This is a genomic window from Limnobacter litoralis (assembly GCF_030160455.1).
Taxonomy (GTDB): domain Bacteria; phylum Pseudomonadota; class Gammaproteobacteria; order Burkholderiales; family Burkholderiaceae_B; genus Limnobacter; species Limnobacter litoralis.
Map to the genome: position 1 here is coordinate 48,979 of NZ_BSOJ01000032.1, position 17,950 is coordinate 66,928.

The 17,950-nt window shown below is 55.3% G+C and carries 18 protein-coding genes and 1 pseudogene; 13 read left to right on the forward strand and 6 right to left on the reverse strand.

Annotation, left to right across the window (positions count from 1 at the left end; translation table 11 throughout):
- Nucleotides 1–30: 30 nt before the first annotated feature.
- Nucleotides 31–717, reverse strand: a complete 687-nt coding sequence (locus tag QQJ87_RS13220) for a histidine kinase dimerization/phospho-acceptor domain-containing protein (RefSeq protein WP_284282312.1) — start codon at nt 715–717, stop codon at nt 31–33.
- 292 nt (nt 718–1,009) lie between these two features.
- On the opposite strand from QQJ87_RS13220, the pseudogene QQJ87_RS14700 reads away from it, so the two are divergent.
- From QQJ87_RS14700 to QQJ87_RS13235, 4 genes and pseudogenes are all read left to right on the forward strand, one after another.
- Nucleotides 1,010–1,213 (forward strand): annotated as a pseudogene (locus tag QQJ87_RS14700) (hypothetical protein); the annotation flags it as partial.
- Between the two features lie 55 nt (nt 1,214–1,268).
- Complete coding sequence (locus tag QQJ87_RS13225) at nt 1,269–1,913, forward strand: HD-GYP domain-containing protein (RefSeq protein ID WP_284282313.1); 645 nt, start codon at nt 1,269–1,271, stop codon at nt 1,911–1,913.
- 38 nt (nt 1,914–1,951) lie between these two features.
- Nucleotides 1,952–2,473 carry a DUF2062 domain-containing protein gene (locus QQJ87_RS13230; RefSeq protein WP_284282314.1) on the forward strand — a complete coding sequence of 174 codons (522 nt, stop codon included), beginning with the start codon at nt 1,952–1,954 and terminating at the stop codon, nt 2,471–2,473.
- A 601-nt stretch (nt 2,474–3,074) separates the two neighbouring features.
- Nucleotides 3,075–3,278 carry a hypothetical protein gene (locus tag QQJ87_RS13235; protein ID WP_284282315.1) on the forward strand — a complete coding sequence of 68 codons (204 nt, stop codon included), beginning with the start codon at nt 3,075–3,077 and terminating at the stop codon, nt 3,276–3,278.
- On the opposite strand, the gene QQJ87_RS13240 is transcribed toward QQJ87_RS13235, so the two are convergent.
- From QQJ87_RS13240 to asd, 3 genes are read right to left on the reverse strand one after another with little or no spacing between them, the layout of a single operon-like run.
- A complete protein-coding gene (locus QQJ87_RS13240) occupies nt 3,242–4,126 on the reverse strand; it encodes an NAD(P)-dependent oxidoreductase (protein ID WP_284282317.1) in 885 nt (294 codons plus the stop codon). The genes QQJ87_RS13235 and QQJ87_RS13240 overlap by 37 nt on opposite strands.
- Before the next feature lie 18 nt (nt 4,127–4,144).
- The gene (locus tag QQJ87_RS13245; protein ID WP_284282318.1) at nt 4,145–5,233 is read right to left on the reverse strand and encodes a transporter substrate-binding domain-containing protein; all 1,089 of its coding nucleotides are present in this window, start codon (nt 5,231–5,233) and stop codon (nt 4,145–4,147) included.
- 52 nt (nt 5,234–5,285) lie between these two features.
- Nucleotides 5,286–6,125: an archaetidylserine decarboxylase gene (gene asd / locus QQJ87_RS13250; RefSeq protein ID WP_284282319.1), complete on the reverse strand. Its 840-nt coding sequence runs from the start codon at nt 6,123–6,125 to the stop codon at nt 5,286–5,288.
- A gap of 54 nt (nt 6,126–6,179) precedes the next feature.
- Here asd and QQJ87_RS13255 point away from each other — a divergent pair, with 54 nt between their 5' ends.
- Nucleotides 6,180–7,913: an aminotransferase class III-fold pyridoxal phosphate-dependent enzyme gene (locus QQJ87_RS13255; RefSeq protein ID WP_284282320.1), complete on the forward strand. Its 1,734-nt coding sequence runs from the start codon at nt 6,180–6,182 to the stop codon at nt 7,911–7,913.
- On the opposite strand, the gene QQJ87_RS13260 is transcribed toward QQJ87_RS13255, so the two are convergent.
- Entirely contained in the window at nt 7,858–8,448 is a 591-nt protein-coding gene (locus QQJ87_RS13260; RefSeq protein ID WP_284282321.1) for a hypothetical protein, read from the reverse strand. The genes QQJ87_RS13255 and QQJ87_RS13260 overlap by 56 nt on opposite strands.
- Before the next feature lie 190 nt (nt 8,449–8,638).
- Here QQJ87_RS13260 and QQJ87_RS13265 point away from each other — a divergent pair, with 190 nt between their 5' ends.
- The gene (locus QQJ87_RS13265) at nt 8,639–9,655 is read left to right on the forward strand and encodes an alpha/beta fold hydrolase (protein WP_284282322.1); all 1,017 of its coding nucleotides are present in this window, start codon (nt 8,639–8,641) and stop codon (nt 9,653–9,655) included.
- On the opposite strand, the gene QQJ87_RS13270 is transcribed toward QQJ87_RS13265, so the two are convergent.
- A complete protein-coding gene (locus tag QQJ87_RS13270; RefSeq protein WP_284282323.1) occupies nt 9,627–10,205 on the reverse strand; it encodes a sterol desaturase family protein in 579 nt (192 codons plus the stop codon). The two genes, QQJ87_RS13265 and QQJ87_RS13270, sit on opposite strands and share 29 nt — an antisense overlap.
- Before the next feature lie 179 nt (nt 10,206–10,384).
- On the opposite strand from QQJ87_RS13270, the gene QQJ87_RS13275 reads away from it, so the two are divergent.
- From QQJ87_RS13275 to QQJ87_RS13305, 7 genes are all read left to right on the forward strand, one after another.
- On the forward strand, nt 10,385–12,034 hold the full coding sequence (locus QQJ87_RS13275) for a glycosyltransferase family 39 protein (RefSeq protein WP_284282324.1): 1,650 nt from the start codon (nt 10,385–10,387) through the stop codon (nt 12,032–12,034).
- A gap of 7 nt (nt 12,035–12,041) precedes the next feature.
- On the forward strand, nt 12,042–13,172 hold the full coding sequence (locus QQJ87_RS13280) for a DegT/DnrJ/EryC1/StrS family aminotransferase (RefSeq protein ID WP_284282325.1): 1,131 nt from the start codon (nt 12,042–12,044) through the stop codon (nt 13,170–13,172).
- Complete coding sequence (locus QQJ87_RS13285; protein WP_284282327.1) at nt 13,169–14,128, forward strand: glycosyltransferase; 960 nt, start codon at nt 13,169–13,171, stop codon at nt 14,126–14,128. Before QQJ87_RS13280 ends, QQJ87_RS13285 begins: the two co-directional genes overlap by 4 nt.
- The gene (locus tag QQJ87_RS13290) at nt 14,125–15,048 is read left to right on the forward strand and encodes a formyltransferase (protein ID WP_284282329.1); all 924 of its coding nucleotides are present in this window, start codon (nt 14,125–14,127) and stop codon (nt 15,046–15,048) included. Before QQJ87_RS13285 ends, QQJ87_RS13290 begins: the two co-directional genes overlap by 4 nt.
- A 27-nt stretch (nt 15,049–15,075) precedes the next feature.
- On the forward strand, nt 15,076–16,119 hold the full coding sequence (locus QQJ87_RS13295; protein ID WP_284282331.1) for a bifunctional UDP-4-keto-pentose/UDP-xylose synthase: 1,044 nt from the start codon (nt 15,076–15,078) through the stop codon (nt 16,117–16,119).
- Between the two features lie 2 nt (nt 16,120–16,121).
- Nucleotides 16,122–17,030 carry a polysaccharide deacetylase family protein gene (locus QQJ87_RS13300; RefSeq protein WP_284282332.1) on the forward strand — a complete coding sequence of 303 codons (909 nt, stop codon included), beginning with the start codon at nt 16,122–16,124 and terminating at the stop codon, nt 17,028–17,030.
- A gap of 80 nt (nt 17,031–17,110) precedes the next feature.
- The gene (locus tag QQJ87_RS13305; protein WP_284282334.1) at nt 17,111–17,929 is read left to right on the forward strand and encodes a hypothetical protein; all 819 of its coding nucleotides are present in this window, start codon (nt 17,111–17,113) and stop codon (nt 17,927–17,929) included.
- Nucleotides 17,930–17,950: the final 21 nt, after the last annotated feature.

A 17,950-nucleotide genomic window follows, 5' to 3' on the forward strand; every position in this document is an offset into this window, starting at 1 on the left:
CAGTTCGTTGGCCCTTTGGACAAAGTTACATCAAGTTTCAAAAGGGTAGTTGTTGACTGGCAGCCACACCGTGAAGCAAGTGCCCTGGCCGGGTACGCTGTCCACTGTGATTTTGCCATTGCTTTCGATGGCGTGCGCCGCATTGACCAGCAAGTTCATGAACACCTGGTTCAGTTGCGACGCGATGCAATAAATCGGTGGAATGTTGCCGTATTTTTTCTCGACTGTGGCTTTGTATTTCAGCTCGTTGTTGACGATGTTCAAAGTGCTGTCCAGCCCCTGGTGCAGGTTGGCCAGTACCCATTCGCCATGGTCCACATGCGAAAAATCCTTGAGGTCTTGCACGATGCGTTTGACGCGACCTATGCCGTCCAGGTTTTCTGTCAGCAGGTTTTTGATGTCAAGCCGCAGGAAATCAAGATCCAGACTTTTGGCCAATGCGTCGGTTTTGGGTGTGGCGGTGTAGGTCAACAATTCTGCGCGATAGGCGTCGATCAGAATGAAAAGGTCGTTGATGTAGTGCTCAAGGTTTCCGGTGTTGGACGCTACAAAGCCGATCGGATTGTTGATTTCGTGCGCAACGCCTGCCGCCAGCGAACCAATGGATGCCATTTTTTCAGATTGCAGCAACTGGTGATGCGCTTCTTCCAGCTTTTTAATCAGCTCGGCTTGCTCGGCTTTTTCTTTTTGCAGCTGGACATGTAAGTCGTCAGTCATGGTCTGTCTCCTTCCGGGTCTGCAATTCGTATAACGGAAGGTTTAATCCGTTTCTTGATGCGTTTAACCAGATTTAACAATGGTTGTGTCTTTAAATCGATTTTTGTAATTAACTTTTTGGGAGATCTGCCGTTAACTCAATCAGGGGGTCCCGGTTTGTCAGGACGATCGATGTCTGTGAGGCCATTGGGCTGCAGTATGCAGCTCAGCCAGCGTCTGATGCCATGGCCGAAGTGCTGGGCTGGGCCCACCAGTTGAGGTTCAGGCCAGCACTCTGCCAACTTGCCCGTCGATGAGGCACTACAGGCTCGAATTTTGGCACTGGCCCAAGGTTGGATTGAATTGGCAGGGGAGGTTTGACATACAAAACAACGCAGTCCCCGTCGTGTTGATTCTGGACGATGAACCCAATGTGGTCAGCGCCATCAAGCGCACTTTGCGTTCTGAGGCTTACGTTGTGCACACCAGCACAGACCCGGTTGAGGCGCTCGAAATGGTCAAGCAACTCAGGCCGATTGCGGTGCTCAGTGACATGCGGATGCCCGGCATGGATGGCCGGGCACAGCCGCCGTGTGGCCGAACTGGCCCGTGCGCTGGCGCTGGAGTTGAAGTTACCCGAGGCGGAAGCCCAAGACATCTACGTGGCGGGCCTTTTGCACGACATCGGCAAAATCGGTTTGAGTGAACGCGTGTTGGCGACACCCTACGCGCAGCTGGATGGTGCCAGCCGGCACGCCATGATGAAGCATTGTCAGAAGGGGCAGATTGCGCTGATGGCCCTGTCTGAGCTTCACCACGTGGCGCAGTATGTAGCCAGTCATCACGAGCGGATGGACGGCATGGGCTACCCTGACGGACTGATTGCCGGCGACATTGCGCGAGGTGCCCGGGTGTTGGCGGTGGCAGAAGATGTAGACGAGTTGCAGATGGGTTTACTGACTGGTCAGAAAATGGACATTCAGCAGGCCATTCCCCAGAGCGACGAGGTGTTGCTGGACAGCCAGCGGGTGGTGACCGGGCAGGTGGTCAGTCGTGATTTGTACAGCCCTGAGGGCCTTTTGCTGCTGGCCAAGGGTGGGCAGATCAGCTCGCGGCTTGTGCAGCACCTTCGTGGCCTGCATGAACGCGAAAAGGTCACATTCAAGGTGTATTGTGAGGCTAGGCATACATCTGTTAATCCCGCTGTGTCGTTATAAGATCAGAGGCACTTACTCCAAAACATGAAGTTTTTCGAATGAACCCACCTGACAATGCAAGCATCGAACAACGCGGCTGGTTTTCCCGACGGGCTGCGCACGTGCGTGCATGGCTGGGGCAGGGGCCTGCATTGATTGAAAAGACGCCCGGTTTGCGCTGGCTGGGGCCCAAGCTCAGTCACCCCGATTTCTGGAAAATGAGCCGCACCAACCTGGCCAAAGGGGCCGCAGTGGGTGTGTTTTTCGGGTTGACGCTGCCTTTTGGACACACGCCTTTTGTGATGCTGGCCTGCGCCGCGTTGCGAGCCTACATTCCTGCAGCGGTATTGGCTACCTTTGTGAATACGCCCCTGACTTTGCCCCTGATTTATTGGGCTTCTTTCAAGTGTGGTGACGCCTTGTTTGTGGCCAGCGCGCTGCCCGTTCCGGATGGCATTTCATCGGTGCTGGCACTCACCTTTTGCGGCTCTTTCGTGTTGGGTGTGGGTTTTGCCTTGCTGACCTACTTGGCCTGTTACTTTGGGTACAAGCATGTGTCTGGGGCGCTCTCAAAGCCCTAATTTTTGCCGATCGCGCTCCTGCTTGTTGCGTGCAGACACGCAGTACCTGACTCAGCGGCTCGGGATCACCAGAACAAGAGGTTTGATTTGGGATTTCATGATTTGTTACCTGTTCGGACGCTCGAAGACTAACTGCCTTCTATGTATAAGCCCGTTAAGAGGCCCGAATTTTGCGCCTGATGGAACTGTTTAAGCAGACCGAACATAGTCTGCAGGTAACACTGCCGTTGTGGCACTGACCAGTTTTGAGTATCCAGCATTTCCATGAATTGCATGGCGGTGGCTGACACCATGAACTGAAGGTCGGCTTGCGCATTTCCAAATATCCACTGTGCGGTTCGCATGGCGATTTCCCCCCTCGATCGGACTGGCGTATTGCGATGCTTGAAGGTAAGGGCAGGGCTGGAAATCAGGCGGATTTTGTAACAAACTGCAATCTCTTTGCAAAATGTAAAATTTAACAATTTGCAAAACAATTTTGTGACGTCACTGGAATAATGAACGCTCAGCCCCGTGGAGCATGCGATGAGCGAGTCCAAATACTCTTTTTTCCCCGAGACCGGTTTGCCTGTCCGGTTTAAAAAGACTTTTGATCTGGCCCATGGCTTTGCAGTTCAACGTCGATGGCAAGCTGCATCAGGAATACATCGATCACTTGGACAAACCCTTGATTGAGGTGCTGCACCCGCAGGGCAGCCCCTTAAAAACCCGGGCGCAGTACATCTGCAAATGGGCCAGCCGAGTGCTGTACGAGCGCCAGGTTAACCACTACGGTTTGATGCCAGCGTCCGCTGAAATGTTGTAAGCGGCACCCGTCCAGTCCCACTCACCACGGCCATTGGCCACCGCGGTTTGAAACCGTGCCTGCATCAACTGGGCCAGTGGCATGGCCATGCCGGCCTCGGCAGCCGTTTGCAACACGAGGTTGGCGTCTTTCAATCCCAATTCGAGCTTGAAGCGGGCAGGCTCGTACCCTTGCTCGGCGATTTGCTTGCCGTAGTTGGCCACAATCGGTGCCGGAAAAATGGACTGGCTGAGAATGTCAATGAACAACTGCCGGGGCATCCCGTTTTTCTCGCACAGGGTGAGCGCCTCGCCCATGCTTTCGATCAAGCCCATGATCATGAAATTGCCGCACAGCTTGATCACATTGGCCAATCGTGGCTCGTCGCCCAGCTCGAACGTTTTTTGCCCCATGGCTGCCAGATAAGGCGCTGCCAGTTCTCGCGCTGCAGCAGGGCCTGCACTCAATATAAACAGCATTTTTGCAGCAGCGGCATCGGGCCGACCAAACACGGGTGCCGCCAGGTAATGGGCGCCCCTAGCCTGGTGAGCTGCGCGAAGTTTTTCGCTGGTTTCAGCGGCAACCGTGCTCATGGACACATGGACTGCGTCGTTGCTCAAAACACTGGCAAATCCGTGTTCACCCAGGGTGACCTCTTCAAGCACACTGTCTTTCGACACCATCGTAATAACGATTTGCTGGCCCTGTGCTGCTTGTGAGGGGCTGTCTGCCCAGCGTGCACCTTGGGCGATCAAGCCATCGGCGCGTGATTTTGTGCGGTTCCAGACGGTTAGATCAACCCCTGCTTTCAAGAGGTTTTCTGCCATGGGCAAACCCATGCTGCCCAATCCGATAAATGCTGCTTTCATGGTGGTACTGCTCCTTGATTATTCACCGAGGTAATGTTTCAGAACATCTTGCCAGTCATCCTGGCCGATGGTCTGAAGCAATTCTAGATTCAAACGCTCTCTCAATTTGCTGCCTGCGGGCAATGCAACGCCATAGTCTTCACGGCGGAGAATATCGGGCAGCACCTGCACTTGGCCTTTGAACGCTGTGTTGCCCAGGTATTGCATCAGCGGTGCATCGTAGACCACTGCGTCGGTCTTGTTGTTCACCAGGGCCTGCATGGCCTCGTTCAAATTGTCGGTGGGCTTGAAGCGAATGGATTCATGGGTCAAAAATTCGGAGGCTGACGAGTGTTTGACCGCCATGACCCGAACGTGTTGCAGGTCATCCAGCCCATGCACTTTGGTGGACAATTGATTCACGGTCAGGCTGGTGGCAATGGCCGCTGTAAAGCTTGAAATCAGGATGATGGCCGCAAACATCCAGATCAAACCGATGATTCGCCCCAGCAACGTAACGGGTGCCTTGTCACCGTAGCCCACGGTGGTCATGGTGACGGCGGCCCACCAAAAACTGGCGCCCAAGCCTTGCGCGGGCGTGCCACCAAATTGCTCCGCATTTTTCTTTCTTTCCGCCAACCACAACAACAGGCCCACCAGCAACAACAGCGCAGCCAGCCCTGAAATGGCGTACAGGAACTCGCTGGAAAACAGGCGGCGAATGGTGGCCCACAGGCCTGTTTGCGCGCTGGTGGTGGCAATCGCCAGGCCAGTGGTGTAGTAGGGATGACTAAAATCAATGACCTTTTCGCGTTTGGGCGTAATGGTCAGTGCGGCGATGGACGCATCCAGTGAGCCATCTTGAAGCCCGGTGATCAGACCCGCCAGGTCGCGCTTCTCGAAGCGGTATTGCAGACCCATGTCTTTGGCCATTTTTTTCCAAAGGTCGATGCTGATGCCCGTTAATTCGCCGTCGGCATTTTGCATTACAAAGGGTGGGGCTATTTTGGTGCCGATGACCATGGTGTTGTTTTGGGCCTGGCTGGTGCTGCAAAACAGCAGAAGGAGGGATGTGAGGGCTGAAATAAACAGGCTGCGGGGGGTGTTGTATGACTTTGCGAAGGTCACGCGGGCTCCTTGTAAAAAACGATGAAATAGGCCCCAGCATACCGCGTGCAGCTCAGATGGCCAAAACCTCGCCCATTTTCAGGGGTGATCCAAGGGCCAAGCCGCCCCCTAATTGAAGTGGCTTTTCGCTGATGACAATGACGGTGGACCCATGTTCAAACCAGCCAATTTCCTGGCCCGCTTCCACCTGGGTATTCAGCGCAATGTGTTTGTCACCCGTGTAGTTCTGGCTGAAAGTGCAGCCCGCAGCGTGCAGTTGGATACCGCCCACAAGGACGGCCGCCACTGGAATGATCAACAGCTTGTCACCGTTGGTGTGCACGGCTTGAATGACCAGCCGTTCATTGCGGCAGAACAGACCGGCAATTCGTTTTAAGGCGGGTGGGTTGATGTTGAACTGATCGCCGTGCAGCCAGTGAACCTGTTGCAACTGCCCCGTGTGTGGCGCATGCAAGCGATGGTACTGGTGGGGTTTGATGCGAATGGTGGCGTAACAGCCCCCTTCGAATTGGGCGGCCAACGTGCGGTTTTGCAGCAATTCAGACAGGGCATAGCTGGAGCCTTTGATCTGCAGTGCAAACCCCTGCCGAACATACCCAAACGCGCCCAACGTGCCATCGCAAGGGCTGACCAGTGTGGCCTTGGCAACGGGGCGGCTGCCTGGCCTCAAGCCACGAGTGAAGCAGTCGTGTATCGACTTGAATTTTGCTTGTTCACTGTCGGAGAGGTCCATGCGCGACGTCTTTTTCCACACCCACAGGGCAGGGTGAACAAACCAGGGGTGCTCAATGCGGCTGATGCTTCTCATCAAGCGGCTTGCGGCCAGTCTGGGCAAGCGGTTGCAAATTGCGAAATTCAGTGTTTCGGCCAAGCTCAAAGTGCGCAAGTTCATAGCCCTGTCATGTCAATGTTGCAATCTTAGGGTTTTGATTTTTCACTTTTGTGTATGAGCAACATGTGGCTTGGCTTGGCTTGGGCTTTGGGTTTGAGTGTCTCTTTTTGGCTGGTCTGGAAGGGGGCGTGGCGTTTGCAGTTGTCCATGGCCAAACAGCCGGTTGCCGCTGGTCACGCCAAAATGGCCCGCCTGTTCTCGCGGTGGGTGCCCATGTACCAATTGGAGGGCGAGCAATTTTTTACCGCCGACAAACCCGCTGACGCGGTCAAGTTGCGTCGCCAGCAAGGTTTTCGTCGACTTGCGGATCAGCTTGCGCAAATGCACCCCAACGGTCAGATCAGCGAGCAGGCTCAAGCTGCCCGTGAATTGGTGTCTGACGTGGAGTTTGTCAGCCTGTATCGGGTGCCTTTTCAGTATCGCAATCAGATCGCTTCCAGTTTCAAACTGCCGTATGGGGTCAGCAAGACGGCGGGTAACACACTGTGGGACGCGCAGGGCAATGCGTTTATGGATTTGACTGGCGCATACGGGTGCAACGTATTGGGCTACGACGCCTACAAAGGCATGATTCGCGACGCGGTTGAGAAGGCCGATGCCATTGGGCCGGTTTTAGGGCCCTACAGCAACGCGGTGGTGGACAACGCCCGCAGGCTTTGTGAGATCTCGCACATGGATGAGGTGTCGTTTCACATGAGCGGCACCGAGGCCGTCATGCAGGCGGTTCGCCTGGCCCAATACCACACTGGAAAGCGCAAAATTGTGCGGTTCGCCGGTGCTTATCACGGTTGGTGGGGTGAGGTACAACCCGGTGTTGGCAACCCGGTGGGCGCGCGCCATACACTGACCCTCAAAGAGATGGGCGAACAAAGCCTTCGCGTGTTGGCACACCGCCGCGATGTGGCCTGCGTGCTGGTCAACCCCTTGCAGGCGCTGCACCCCAATTCCAACGCCCCGGGTGATGGTTCCTTGCTCAGTGCAGCATCCAGAAAGGCGGGTTACGACAAAGTGGCCTACACGCAGTGGCTGAAGCGCCTTCGCGAGGTGTGCAACAAAAAGGGCATCGTGCTTATATTTGACGAGGTGTTTTTGGGCTTCCGCCTGGCACGCGGCGGAGCCCAGGCCTACTTTGGCGTTCAGGCCGACATGGTGACGTATGGCAAAACGCTGGGCGGCGGCTTGCCTGTGGGGGTGCTGTGTGGCAAGCGGGCATTCATGAAGCGTTACAAGGCCAATCAGCCTGCCAACATCTGCTTTGCACGCGGCACGTTCAATGCGCACCCCTACGTCATGCAAAGCATGAACTGCTTTCTCAATGAAATTGAAAAGCCCCACCATGACGAAATGTACCGTCACATCGATGAGGTCTGGAATGCGCGGGCCGAACGCTTGAATGCCATGTTAAGCCGTGCCAGTTTGCCGGTCCAGGTTCGCAACATGACGTCAGTCTGGACAATTTTGTACACCGCACCCTCACGTTTTCACTGGATGTTTCAGTTTTACCTGATCACGCAGGGCCTCATGCTGGGTTGGGTCGGCTCCGGCAGGCTGATTTTCAGCCACACTTTTAGCGATGCAGACATGGACGTTTTTTACGGGAAATTCATGGATGCCGCCCGCCGCATGAAACAGGATGGTTGGTGGGACCAAGGTGCACAATCCACCTCAGACCAGGCCATTCGCAACAGCCTGGTGAGGGAATTGATGATTGCCAAGTGGGGTCGGTGGTTGATCAAGTGGCCTGACGCGCCTTCACGTCGTCCATGGGGTCGATCAACTGGCCTTTAAGCAGGTAGAGGGGCGACTTGTAGTAAAGCAGCACGTCGTGAATGGGGTCAGTCACGATCTTGACCAGCCAGGTCAGCCCGGTTTGAATGTCGCGAATGAAAAAAAGCTGCAAGGTGCGAAAGGCCAGCCCCCCGAAGCCCAGATACAGCCAGAATTGACCCGCCTTGCGCAGCAATCCATCCGCACCGGGCTCCAGCAACCACAGCGCGATGGGAATAGCCACCCAAATGCTGAGCAACACAAGCTTGCGCTTCAGGTTGTAGCCTACCTTGATTTCCTCTTTGTGTTCATGCGTGGCGCGATTCACCTCGTCGTACGTTTTCGGTTCAAAGAAAAAGTGCCCCATCTGCCGACTGGTCATGGACACCAGCCAGGCCACCAGTGCTGCAGCCACCGGGTCGACCAGCAAGAGGTAATAGGCGTACAAAAAGGACAGCGCACTGAACAAGTGCAAGCTCTGGTTGATGCGGCTGTGGTGGTAGTAGCGGTGGTCGTCCCAGCGCTGTTCGTTCAGCTTCAAAAATGAAATTTTCATGTTGGATGAATAAAAAATGAAGGTTGGAAGCAACCACCCAAGTTGCCACGGCAATATTTCCCGGATATGACGATGCGGAATTGTCCCAATGAAATAGAGCCGCTTGTCAGCGTCACGCAAGCGGGCTTTGGCAACAATTAATGATATTTTGGTTTTTATTCTTTTTATGTAACCTTCTACAGGTGCCGAATTGCCTGAATCCATCAAAAACAAGCGCACCCGGCGCCGCACAGTGGTAGAGCGAGAAGGGGCCAAGCTGGTTGACCAATATTTTGATCACGTGGGTGAAGGTTACCTGCGCCATGCACCGCACCCCGACATGGACAAGGTGGCCAACTGGCGCCCGAAAATCTGGAGCCTGAACACCCTGAACCCCTGGTACGGTGGTTTGATGGGGGTGCATCGCAGGCGCAGCGGCGTAGGCAAAGACAAAATTGTGTGGTTGGAGATGGGCAGTGTGGCCAATCCGACCCTGTTGCTGTTGCATGGTTTTGCAGCCGCCAAAGAGCACTGGCTTCCGCTGATGCCTTTTTTGGCGGGCCATTTCCGTTTGCTGATTCCCGATTTGCCGGGCTGGGGTGAAAGCGGGTTCAACGCTGAGCGCCATTACGGGCTTGAGGAGCAGACCGAGCGCCTTGCGCACTGGCTGGCCGAGCTGGGTGCAAGCCGGGTGAATGTGGTTGGCAATTCCATGGGGGGCGCCATTGCCGGCTTGTTGACAGCCAGACACCCTGAAATCATCAGCAGCCTGGTGCTGATGGACGCCTTGGGTTTGCCTGGTGAACGTCACACCGATTTTGTGGACGATTTGCTGATGGGCAAAAACCGGCTGGTGCCCAGAGACCCCGCCGGGGTGTTGCGTCTGACGGACGTGGTGTTCTACAACCGCGCGTTGGCGGCATCGGCTGCCTTTTTTTCGGCCACCGAACTAATTCACCGCCGCGATGTGAACGCCTTTTTGTTTGGTGAAATGGTCAGTCGCAGGCCCGATTATCACAAGTCCACCTTTGAAGACATCAAGACCCCGGTGCTGGTGATGTGGGGCGAGGAAGACGAGGTGCTACACCCCAGTTGCGCCTACACCTTCGCACGGCTCATCAAGCGCGCTGAAATGCACATGATCCCTGGGGTTGGCCATCTGCCAATGATCGAAAGCCCCTACGTGTGTGCCAACTCCATCAAGGAGTTCGTGCACCGGCACCTCTGAGTGGCTTTTTCAGTTTGACGGGCACTGCGAAGGCTTTTTGCAGTGCCTTGGGCAGTGTGCGCAGGCCCAGTACGTTCGTCTCAGGCGGGGTCAGGCCGCTGAACTCACGTGTGCCCATGAGGTAATCAAACCAGGGCTTGGTGACGCACCAGTTGGCCCCGGGGTTGTTGCCCATGTGGTGGTCGTAGTGCCAGGGCACATTGGCCGCGCCCCATTCAGGGTCCATGTGTGAGCGTTTGTGCACCAGGTAATAGTTGAGCGCGCAGTACCACAGTGTGCCCACGTAAAAAGGCATGACCGGAAACAACGGGCTGATCAACACGCTGCTTGCAATCAGCGACCAGGTCTCTTTGCCTTGTGCATGCAGACCCAGCGGGAATTTCTCATAGTTGGGGTCGTAGTACCCATGCTGGCGCACCTCACGATGGTGTTCGTGAAAGTGAAAGGACCAAAACGAGCTGCGTTTTTTGCCCATTTGGTGAAGGACGTACTTGTGCATGGCCCATTCGACCCCGTTTGCGGTCAATAACCCCAGAGGAATTCCGAGCATTTCATTATCCCGTTAAAAGTAATATTTCTTGTAATGTATCACCAAGTGGAAATTCCACAAACCATGGTCATCTCACATTCAGATGTCATCAAAAGCTGTCAAAATGCCGTGCTAACTTATTCCTAAGAATCTTGGGTTATTTTGGCGGGTTTGCAATTCGCCAGAAAACGGGAGACGCCTTGAACAAAGACTCTGCAGCTTTCAAACTTGAGCCAATTCATTGGGCGCTGATTGCCGTATTCACCTTGGTCTGGTTTGTGTCGCTTGATGTGCGGGCGCTCATCACGCCGGACGAAGGTCGCTACGCAACGCTCTCCCTGTTCATGGCGAAAACAGGCGATTGGATCACGCCCCGCCTCAATGGCATTTTGTATTTCGAGAAGCCCATCATGCAGTACTGGATGGGGGCCATGGCCTTCAATGTGCTGGGTGTGAATGAATTTGCAGCCCGGTTCTGGCCGGGGTTGACCGGGTTTGCAACCGTGTTCCTGACCGGCTGGTTTGCGACGCGTTTGTGGAATGCCCGCATCGGCTTTTACGCCTTCTGCGTGGCCGGCAGTTCTCTTTTTATTTTGGGCAACAGCCACTTTCTAACGCTGGACATGGGGTTGACCTTTTTCCTGACCCTCGCGCTGGGCGCGTTTCTGCTGGCACAAACCGCGGAAAGTCAGGCTTGGCGTACCCGATTCAACTGGCTGGCCTGGGCGGCCATCTCGGGTGCCATGTTGTCCAAAGGTTTGGTGGCTTTGGTCATTCCTGGCATGAGCGCCATTATTTACATGGTGATCAAGCGCGACTGGACGCTGCTGGCACGAATGAACATGGTCAGCGGTTTGCTGATTTTTGCGCTGTTGGCCGGCCCCTGGTTTGTTGTGGTGTCCCTGCGGAACCCGGGCTTCGCCGACTTCTTTTTCATTCACGAGCATTTTCAGCGTTTTCTGACCGATGAGGCACGCCGCGAAGGCCCAATTTGGTACTTTCTACCCATGCTGATTGCAGGCATGTTGCCCTGGACGACCTGGCTTCCCGGTCTGTTCAAAGCGTCGGCGGCCCCTGCCAGTAAGCGGTTCGATTCCCGCCTGTTCCTGATCATCTGGTCTGTGTTCACACTGGTGTTTTTCAGCGTGTCCAAGTCCAAGCTGCCCTCTTATATTTTGCCCATGTTTCCGGCTTTGGCCATGTTGGTGGCGGCCAGAATAGAGCGGATGTCCGCCAGGGACTGGTGCTGGAACCTGGTTTTGCCGGGCGCACTTTGGGCTGTTTCAATTCCCCTGTTTTTGCTGTCCACCCGAATCGCAGAGCGCAGCAAGAACAGCTACGACGTGGTTCACTACGCCCTAAACCTTGTGTCTGTCGGTGGGTTGCTGGGTTTCATCGGTGTGTTGTTGAGCGCTCGCTATGCCTTGAAAGGCGACAGGCCCAAGGCGGTGTTGACTTTGGCCATGGGCGGCTTTTTGGCCATTACCCTGCTGCTGGCAGGTCATGAACGATACGGTCACGAAAAAAGCGCGGTGGACATTGCCCCGTTGTTCAAAAAAGACCTGGCTGCTGACGCGCCGGTGTTTTCAGTGGCCTACTACGATCAAACCCTGCCTTATTACCTTGGAAGAACAGTCACGCTGGTAAACTATTCCGATGAGTTTTCGTTTGGTTTGCAGCACGAACCTGAAAAAGGAATGACGCTGGACCAATTCAAGCAAAAGTGGGCCACATTGAACCAAGGCGGCGCACTGATGCTCAAATACACCTACGAGCAATTGCAAAAAGAAGGGGTGGCCATGAAGCCAGTGTATGAAGACAGTTATCGCGTGGCCGTGATCAAGCCATGAACAAGCCATGAGCCAACTCGAATTTTTGCCATTCACCAAGCCCACGCTGGATGAAGAAACCATCCAGAGCGTTGCCAATGTGTTGCGCAGTGGCTGGATCACCTCTGGCCCCAAGGTGCAGGAATTCGAGGCTGCACTGAGCGAGCATTTTGGCGGTCGCCCGGTTCGCGTCGCCAATTCGGCCACCGCAGCGCTGGAGATCGGGCTTCGCTTGATGGGCATTGGCCCCGGCGATGAGGTCATTACCACGCCGCTGACCTGGGTGGCCACCGTCAACGTCATTCTGAAAGTGGGCGCAACGCCAGTGCTGGTCGACATCGACCCAGCGACACGCAACATTGATCTCGACTTGCTTGAAAAGGCGATTACCCCGAACACCCGCGCCTTGTTGCCAGTGGATCTGGCAGGGCTGCCAGTGGACCGCAGGCGGCTTTACGAAATTGCCGGTGCCCACAATTTGCGGGTACTGGAAGACGCCGCCCAGTCACAGGGTGCAACCAGTCATGGCGAACGCATCGGTACGAAAGGTGATCTGTGTTCGGTGTCTTTCCACCCCAACAAAAACATCACCTCCATTGAAGGGGGTGCCCTTGTCATGAACACACTCGATGAGGCCCGTGAATTCGAGAAGTGGCGCTTGCAAGGGGTTGAACGTCTGCCAGACGGCACGATGGACGTCACTTTGCCGGGTGGCAAATGCAACCTGACCGATGTGGCCGCGGCGGTCGGCCTTGGTCAGCTCAAGCGCATTGTTGAATTCAACACCAAGCGCACACGACTGGCGCACCGTTACTTTGATCGCTTAAACCGCGATCTGGGTCTGGAGTTGCCAGTGTGGTCAGATGACAGCAACTGGCACATGTTTCAGCCACTTTTGCCGCTTGAACGGATGAAATTCGGCCGAGGCGAATTCATTGCCAAAATGAAAGACAAAGGCATTGGCGTCGGTGTGCATTACCCGGCCTTGCATCTGTTCACCCTGTTCCGGGCCATGGGCTACAGCGAAGGTCAGTACCCGGTGGCTGAACGGGTCGGTGCCAGCACGGTCAGCCTGCCTCTGTTTCCCGGCATGTCGCCCGAAGACGTCGACCGTGTCTGTGAAGCCCTTGAACAAGTAATGAAGGAAGCCCTTGCATGAGCATGGACCCCATGATTGAAACGGCAGTTGAACTGTCGGTGGTCATTCCCGTCTACAACGAAGAACTGGTGCTGAAGGCGCTGTTTGATCGACTGTACCCCGCACTGGATGCGTTGGACGTACGCTACGAGGTGGTGTTTGTCAACGACGGCAGCAAAGACAAATCTGCGGCCTTGCTGGCGGAGCAGTTTCGCCATCGTCCCGACGAGACCCGCGTCATTCTGTTCAACGGCAATTACGGCCAGCACAGGGCCATTCTGGCTGGCTTTGCCCACACCCGTGGTGCGCGTGTGGTTACCCTGGACGCCGACCTGCAAAACCCGCCCGAAGACATCGCCTTGTTGTTGGCCGAAATGGACAAGGGGCACGATTACGTCGGTTCCATTCGCCGCCAGGCCAACCACGCCCTGTGGCGCACGGTGGCCAGCAAGGCCATGAACCGCCTGCGGGAAAAGATCACCAAGATCAAGATGACTGACCAGGGCTGCATGATGCGCGCCTACAGCCGTGCCATCATTGATTCCATCAATGCCTGCAACGAGGCCAGCACCTACATTCCTGCACTGGCGTATTCGTTTTCCCAAAACCCGACCGAGGTGGTGGTCGGGCATGCGGATCGCGAAGCGGGTGAATCCAAGTATTCCCTGTACAGCCTGATCCGCCTGAACTTCGACCTGATGACCGGCTTTTCCATCTTGCCGCTGCAAGCGTTTTCAATGCTGGGCATGGCCGTGTCGTTTTTCTCGGGTTTGCTGGTGGTTTATCTGGCCCTGCGCCGCCTCATTGTTGGCCCTGAAGAGGGCGGTGTGTTTACTCTGTTTGGCATTGCGTTTTTCCTGATCGGCTTGTGTCTGTTTGGCATTGGCCTGTTGGGTGAATACATTGGTCGCATCTACGTCGACGTGCGCCAGCGCCCCCGTTACATGATCGCTGAAGTGCTGGAAAAGCGCCCATGAGCAGCGCGATCGTTTTTGCCTATCACAACGTAGGCGTGCGGTGCCTGAAAGTGCTGATGGCCGCTGGCGTTGACATACGCCTGGTGGTGACCCACAAAGCAGACCCGAATGAGAACATCTGGTTTCAGAGTGTTGAGCAGGTTTGCGTGGATTACGATTTGCCGCATCTCATCGCCGAGGATGTGTCACTGCCTGTTCTTCAAGAAAAGGCGGCCGCTTGCACCCCCGATTTTTTGTTCAGCTTTTACTACCGCAACATGCTGGGTGCTGATTTTCTGGCGATTCCCGCCAAAGGCGCCTACAACATGCACGGCTCCCTTCTGCCGGCTTTCCGAGGCCGCGCCCCCGTCAATTGGGCCGTCTTGAAAGGGGCCACCGAAACCGGTGCCAGTCTGCATGCCATGGAGGTCAAGCCCGACAAAGGCGCTGTGGTGGCTCAGGTGCCAGTGCCCATTCTGCCCGACGACACTGCGGCCGAGGTGTTTGACAAAGTGGCGGTGGCCGCTGAGTTGTGCTTACATGGCGTTTTACCCGCCTTGCTGGCTGGCAAGGCCCCCCACGTCGAGCAGGACCACACCAAAGCCAGTTATTACGGCCGGCGAACGCCAGCCGATGGCGCGGTCAATTGGTCTGACAACGCGCAAACCATTCACAATATGGTGCGTGCGTTAACCCATCCTTACCCCGGCGCGTTTACTGACACCGTTCACGGCAAGTTGTTTTTGTGGCGCACCCGTGTGCTTACGCAGACGATGAATATTAAGCCGGGTGTGATGCAGGTGGATGCCATGCACCGCGTGGTTTGCAACCCCGGCGGGGGCGGTACACTGCAGGTGTTGAATGCGCAGTTGAATGGCGAAACGCTGGATGCAGCGGCCTTGATGGCACGGTTTCAGGGCAGCTTGAAGTTGCCCCTTTGAATTTTAATTTTTGAGAGCACCAAACACATGAAAAAGATCCTGATTCTTGGGGTGAACGGCTTCATTGGCCACCACCTGACACGCCGCATCATCGAGTCCACCGACTGGGAAATTTACGGCATGGACATGTACAGCAACCGCGTGTCCGAATTTCTGGATCACCCGCGGTTCAAGTTTTTTGAGGGTGACATCACCATCAACAAAGAGTGGGTTGAATACCACGTCAAAAAGTGCGATGTGGTGCTGCCCTTGGTGGCCATTGCCACGCCTGCCACGTATGTGAAAGACCCGCTTCGTGTGTTTGAGCTGGACTTCGAGGCCAACCTGCCCATCGTGAAATCGTGTGTGAAGTATGGCAAGCGTGTGGTGTTTCCATCCACCTCCGAGGTGTATGGCATGTGCAAAGACGAAAGCTTTGATCCCTATGAATCAGAGCTGGTGTATGGCCCGATCAACAAGCCCCGCTGGATTTACGCCTGTTCCAAGCAATTGATGGATCGCGTGATTGCCGCGTATGGTCAGCAAGGTGCTCTTGATTACACCCTGTTCAGACCGTTTAACTGGATTGGCGGTGGTCTGGACTCCATTCACACCCCGAAGGAAGGTTCAAGCCGCGTGATCACCCAGTTTTTGGGTCACATCGCCCGTGGCGAAACGATCACCCTGGTAGACGGCGGCTTGCAAAAGCGCAGCTTCACCTACATCGATGATGGCATTGCCGCCTTGATCAAAATCATCGACAACAAAGACGGCGCTGCGTCGCAGAAGATCTACAACATCGGCAACCCGGCCAACGATTATTCCATCAAAGACTTGCTGGACATGATGTTGGCAACCGCGGCCAAGTACCCGGAGTTCGCGGCAGGTTTGGCCAAGGTGAAAGTGGAAGTGACCTCTTCCGACAACTACTACGGCAAAGGCTATCAGGACGTGAAAAGCCGGGTGCCCAGCATCACCAACACGTGCGAAGAACTGGACTGGAAACCCACCACCAACATGCAGGATTCTCTGGATGGCATTTTTGAATACTACCGCCACGAGATCAAGCAAGCTGCGGACTTGATGGACTAAGCATGCGCAAGCTTCTGGCCCTGAAAGTGGATGTAGACACCTGGCGCGGCACCCGTGAAGGGGTGCTGCCTTTGGTGAATCTGTTCAACAAACACGGAGCAGGGGCAACCTTCCTGTTCAGCTTGGGGCCAGACCACACCGGGCGGGCCATCAAACGGGTTTTCAGGCCTGGTTTTTTGAGCAAAGTGTCGCGCACCTCCGTGGTAGAGCACTACGGTGTTAAAACCCTGCTGTACGGCACCCTGTTGCCTGGGCCTGACATTGGCAAACGTGAGGCGGGCTTGCTGCGGCAAGTGCGCAACGGCGGGTTTGAAACCGGTATTCACACTTGGGATCACATTGCATGGCAAGACAATGTGGTGAACAAGGGCAACGAATGGACAACCCGGCAAATGCAAAAGGCATTTGATCGCTATCAGGAGGTGTTTGGCGAACCCCCCAAAACCCATGGCGCTGCAGGCTGGCAAATGAACGAACACGCCTACGCACTGGAAAAGCAGATGGGCATGGACTACGCGTCGGACGGGCGGGGCAGCGAAGCCTTTTTACCCTGTGATGCCACCGGGCGGGTTATTGGCGTGCCTCAGATACCCACCAATCTGCCCACCTTGGATGAACTGATCGGCCTGAACGGCATTGAAGCCGGCAATGTGCATGAAACCGTGCTGGCTTGCACTGAAAAGCCGCTTCCTCACGGGCATGTGTACACGCTGCATTCCGAGCTGGAAGGCATGAAGCTGCTGGACGTGCTGGAGCGACTCATACTCGGCTGGAAGGCCCAGGGCTATGAGTTGGTCAGCACGCGCACCCTGTTTGAGCAACTCGATGTTCAAAGCCTGCCAAGGCTTCGTGTCGGCATGGGTGAAATTCCGGGCCGCAGTGGGCAGGTTGCCGTGGCGTTTGCCACTTAAAGCCCAAGTGAACCCCCTCAGGGGAACCAACCCCTTAAAAATTGATACACAGCGCACCTTTCCTCATCAGGAGTCGTGCCATGTTCAGTTCTGATCTTGCCGCAGTTCGTCCCATTCCCGACCGTTTGCAGGCCGTAAAAATCCTGCATGAGTACACCGACGACGACGGTTTTTCCCGGGCACGTGAATATGAGGTGCCGGCCACCGAATGGGCCAACGACTGCGTGAAATCACTGTTGACCAACATCACCGCACAAGCCAATAGTCGCCACAGACGAGCCTGGCAATACAACAATGAGCTTGTATCCAGGGTTGATCATTTGCATCGTTCCAATGTACCTGTCGAGGCCCTGCAGGTGATCCGTCAGTTGCATGCTGACTTGCACCAAAGCGATGTGAAGGAGTTCATGGACAGTTACGCCGCTTTCACTTTGGGTCAAAGGTTCAACCTGGCAGGGTATGACGGCAATGGACGAGAAACCGGTGCCGACATGCTTCACAAAGCGCATCATCCGACTGGCCTTTTCAAGGCAAGAAAAACCCGCGAAAGGCTTGCTGAGCTGCAGCGCAGCAAGCCAATGACGCTCAGCAACACCCGGTATGTGTTCAGACTGCCTTTTTATGAGCAGCGTCTGAACGAATTGCTGTGGCGCGCCGCGCGTCCAGTGACCGACCAGCAGCGTGAAGTGCTTGACTTCGAAATCCAGAAGATGGCCCTCATCCTAGCTGGTGCAACACCTGAGCACCTGTTGAGAGCCAATCAGGGCGAAGTGGTCAAGCGAATTGTCGGCGTACTCCAGCCTGCGGGTGCTGATCAGGGGGGCAATAGAATGCACACGGCGGCCAGCAGGCTCGGTGTGTTGAGTGACCTGTTTCAGCAGTTAAATGTGCGCGCTTAATCGTGAAATTCGACTGTGTAC

Coding starts and splice junctions, on each gene's coding strand:
- QQJ87_RS13260 (WP_284282321.1), bottom strand. CDS start 8,448: ATGAAAATTTCATTTTTGAAGCTGAACGAACAGCGCTGGGACGACCAC.
- QQJ87_RS13300 (WP_284282332.1), top strand. CDS start 16,122: ATGCGCAAGCTTCTGGCCCTGAAAGTGGATGTAGACACCTGGCGCGGC.
- QQJ87_RS13305 (WP_284282334.1), top strand. CDS start 17,111: ATGTTCAGTTCTGATCTTGCCGCAGTTCGTCCCATTCCCGACCGTTTG.
- QQJ87_RS13285 (WP_284282327.1), top strand. CDS start 13,169: ATGAGCATGGACCCCATGATTGAAACGGCAGTTGAACTGTCGGTGGTC.
- asd (WP_284282319.1), bottom strand. CDS start 6,125: ATGAACTTGCGCACTTTGAGCTTGGCCGAAACACTGAATTTCGCAATT.
- QQJ87_RS13290 (WP_284282329.1), top strand. CDS start 14,125: ATGAGCAGCGCGATCGTTTTTGCCTATCACAACGTAGGCGTGCGGTGC.
- QQJ87_RS13270 (WP_284282323.1), bottom strand. CDS start 10,205: ATGCTCGGAATTCCTCTGGGGTTATTGACCGCAAACGGGGTCGAATGG.
- QQJ87_RS13240 (WP_284282317.1), bottom strand. CDS start 4,126: ATGAAAGCAGCATTTATCGGATTGGGCAGCATGGGTTTGCCCATGGCA.
- QQJ87_RS13235 (WP_284282315.1), top strand. CDS start 3,075: ATGGCTTTGCAGTTCAACGTCGATGGCAAGCTGCATCAGGAATACATC.
- QQJ87_RS13220 (WP_284282312.1), bottom strand. CDS start 717: ATGACTGACGACTTACATGTCCAGCTGCAAAAAGAAAAAGCCGAGCAA.
- QQJ87_RS13230 (WP_284282314.1), top strand. CDS start 1,952: ATGAACCCACCTGACAATGCAAGCATCGAACAACGCGGCTGGTTTTCC.
- QQJ87_RS13295 (WP_284282331.1), top strand. CDS start 15,076: ATGAAAAAGATCCTGATTCTTGGGGTGAACGGCTTCATTGGCCACCAC.
- QQJ87_RS13280 (WP_284282325.1), top strand. CDS start 12,042: ATGAGCCAACTCGAATTTTTGCCATTCACCAAGCCCACGCTGGATGAA.
- QQJ87_RS13225 (WP_284282313.1), top strand. CDS start 1,269: ATGGCCGGGCACAGCCGCCGTGTGGCCGAACTGGCCCGTGCGCTGGCG.
- QQJ87_RS13255 (WP_284282320.1), top strand. CDS start 6,180: ATGAGCAACATGTGGCTTGGCTTGGCTTGGGCTTTGGGTTTGAGTGTC.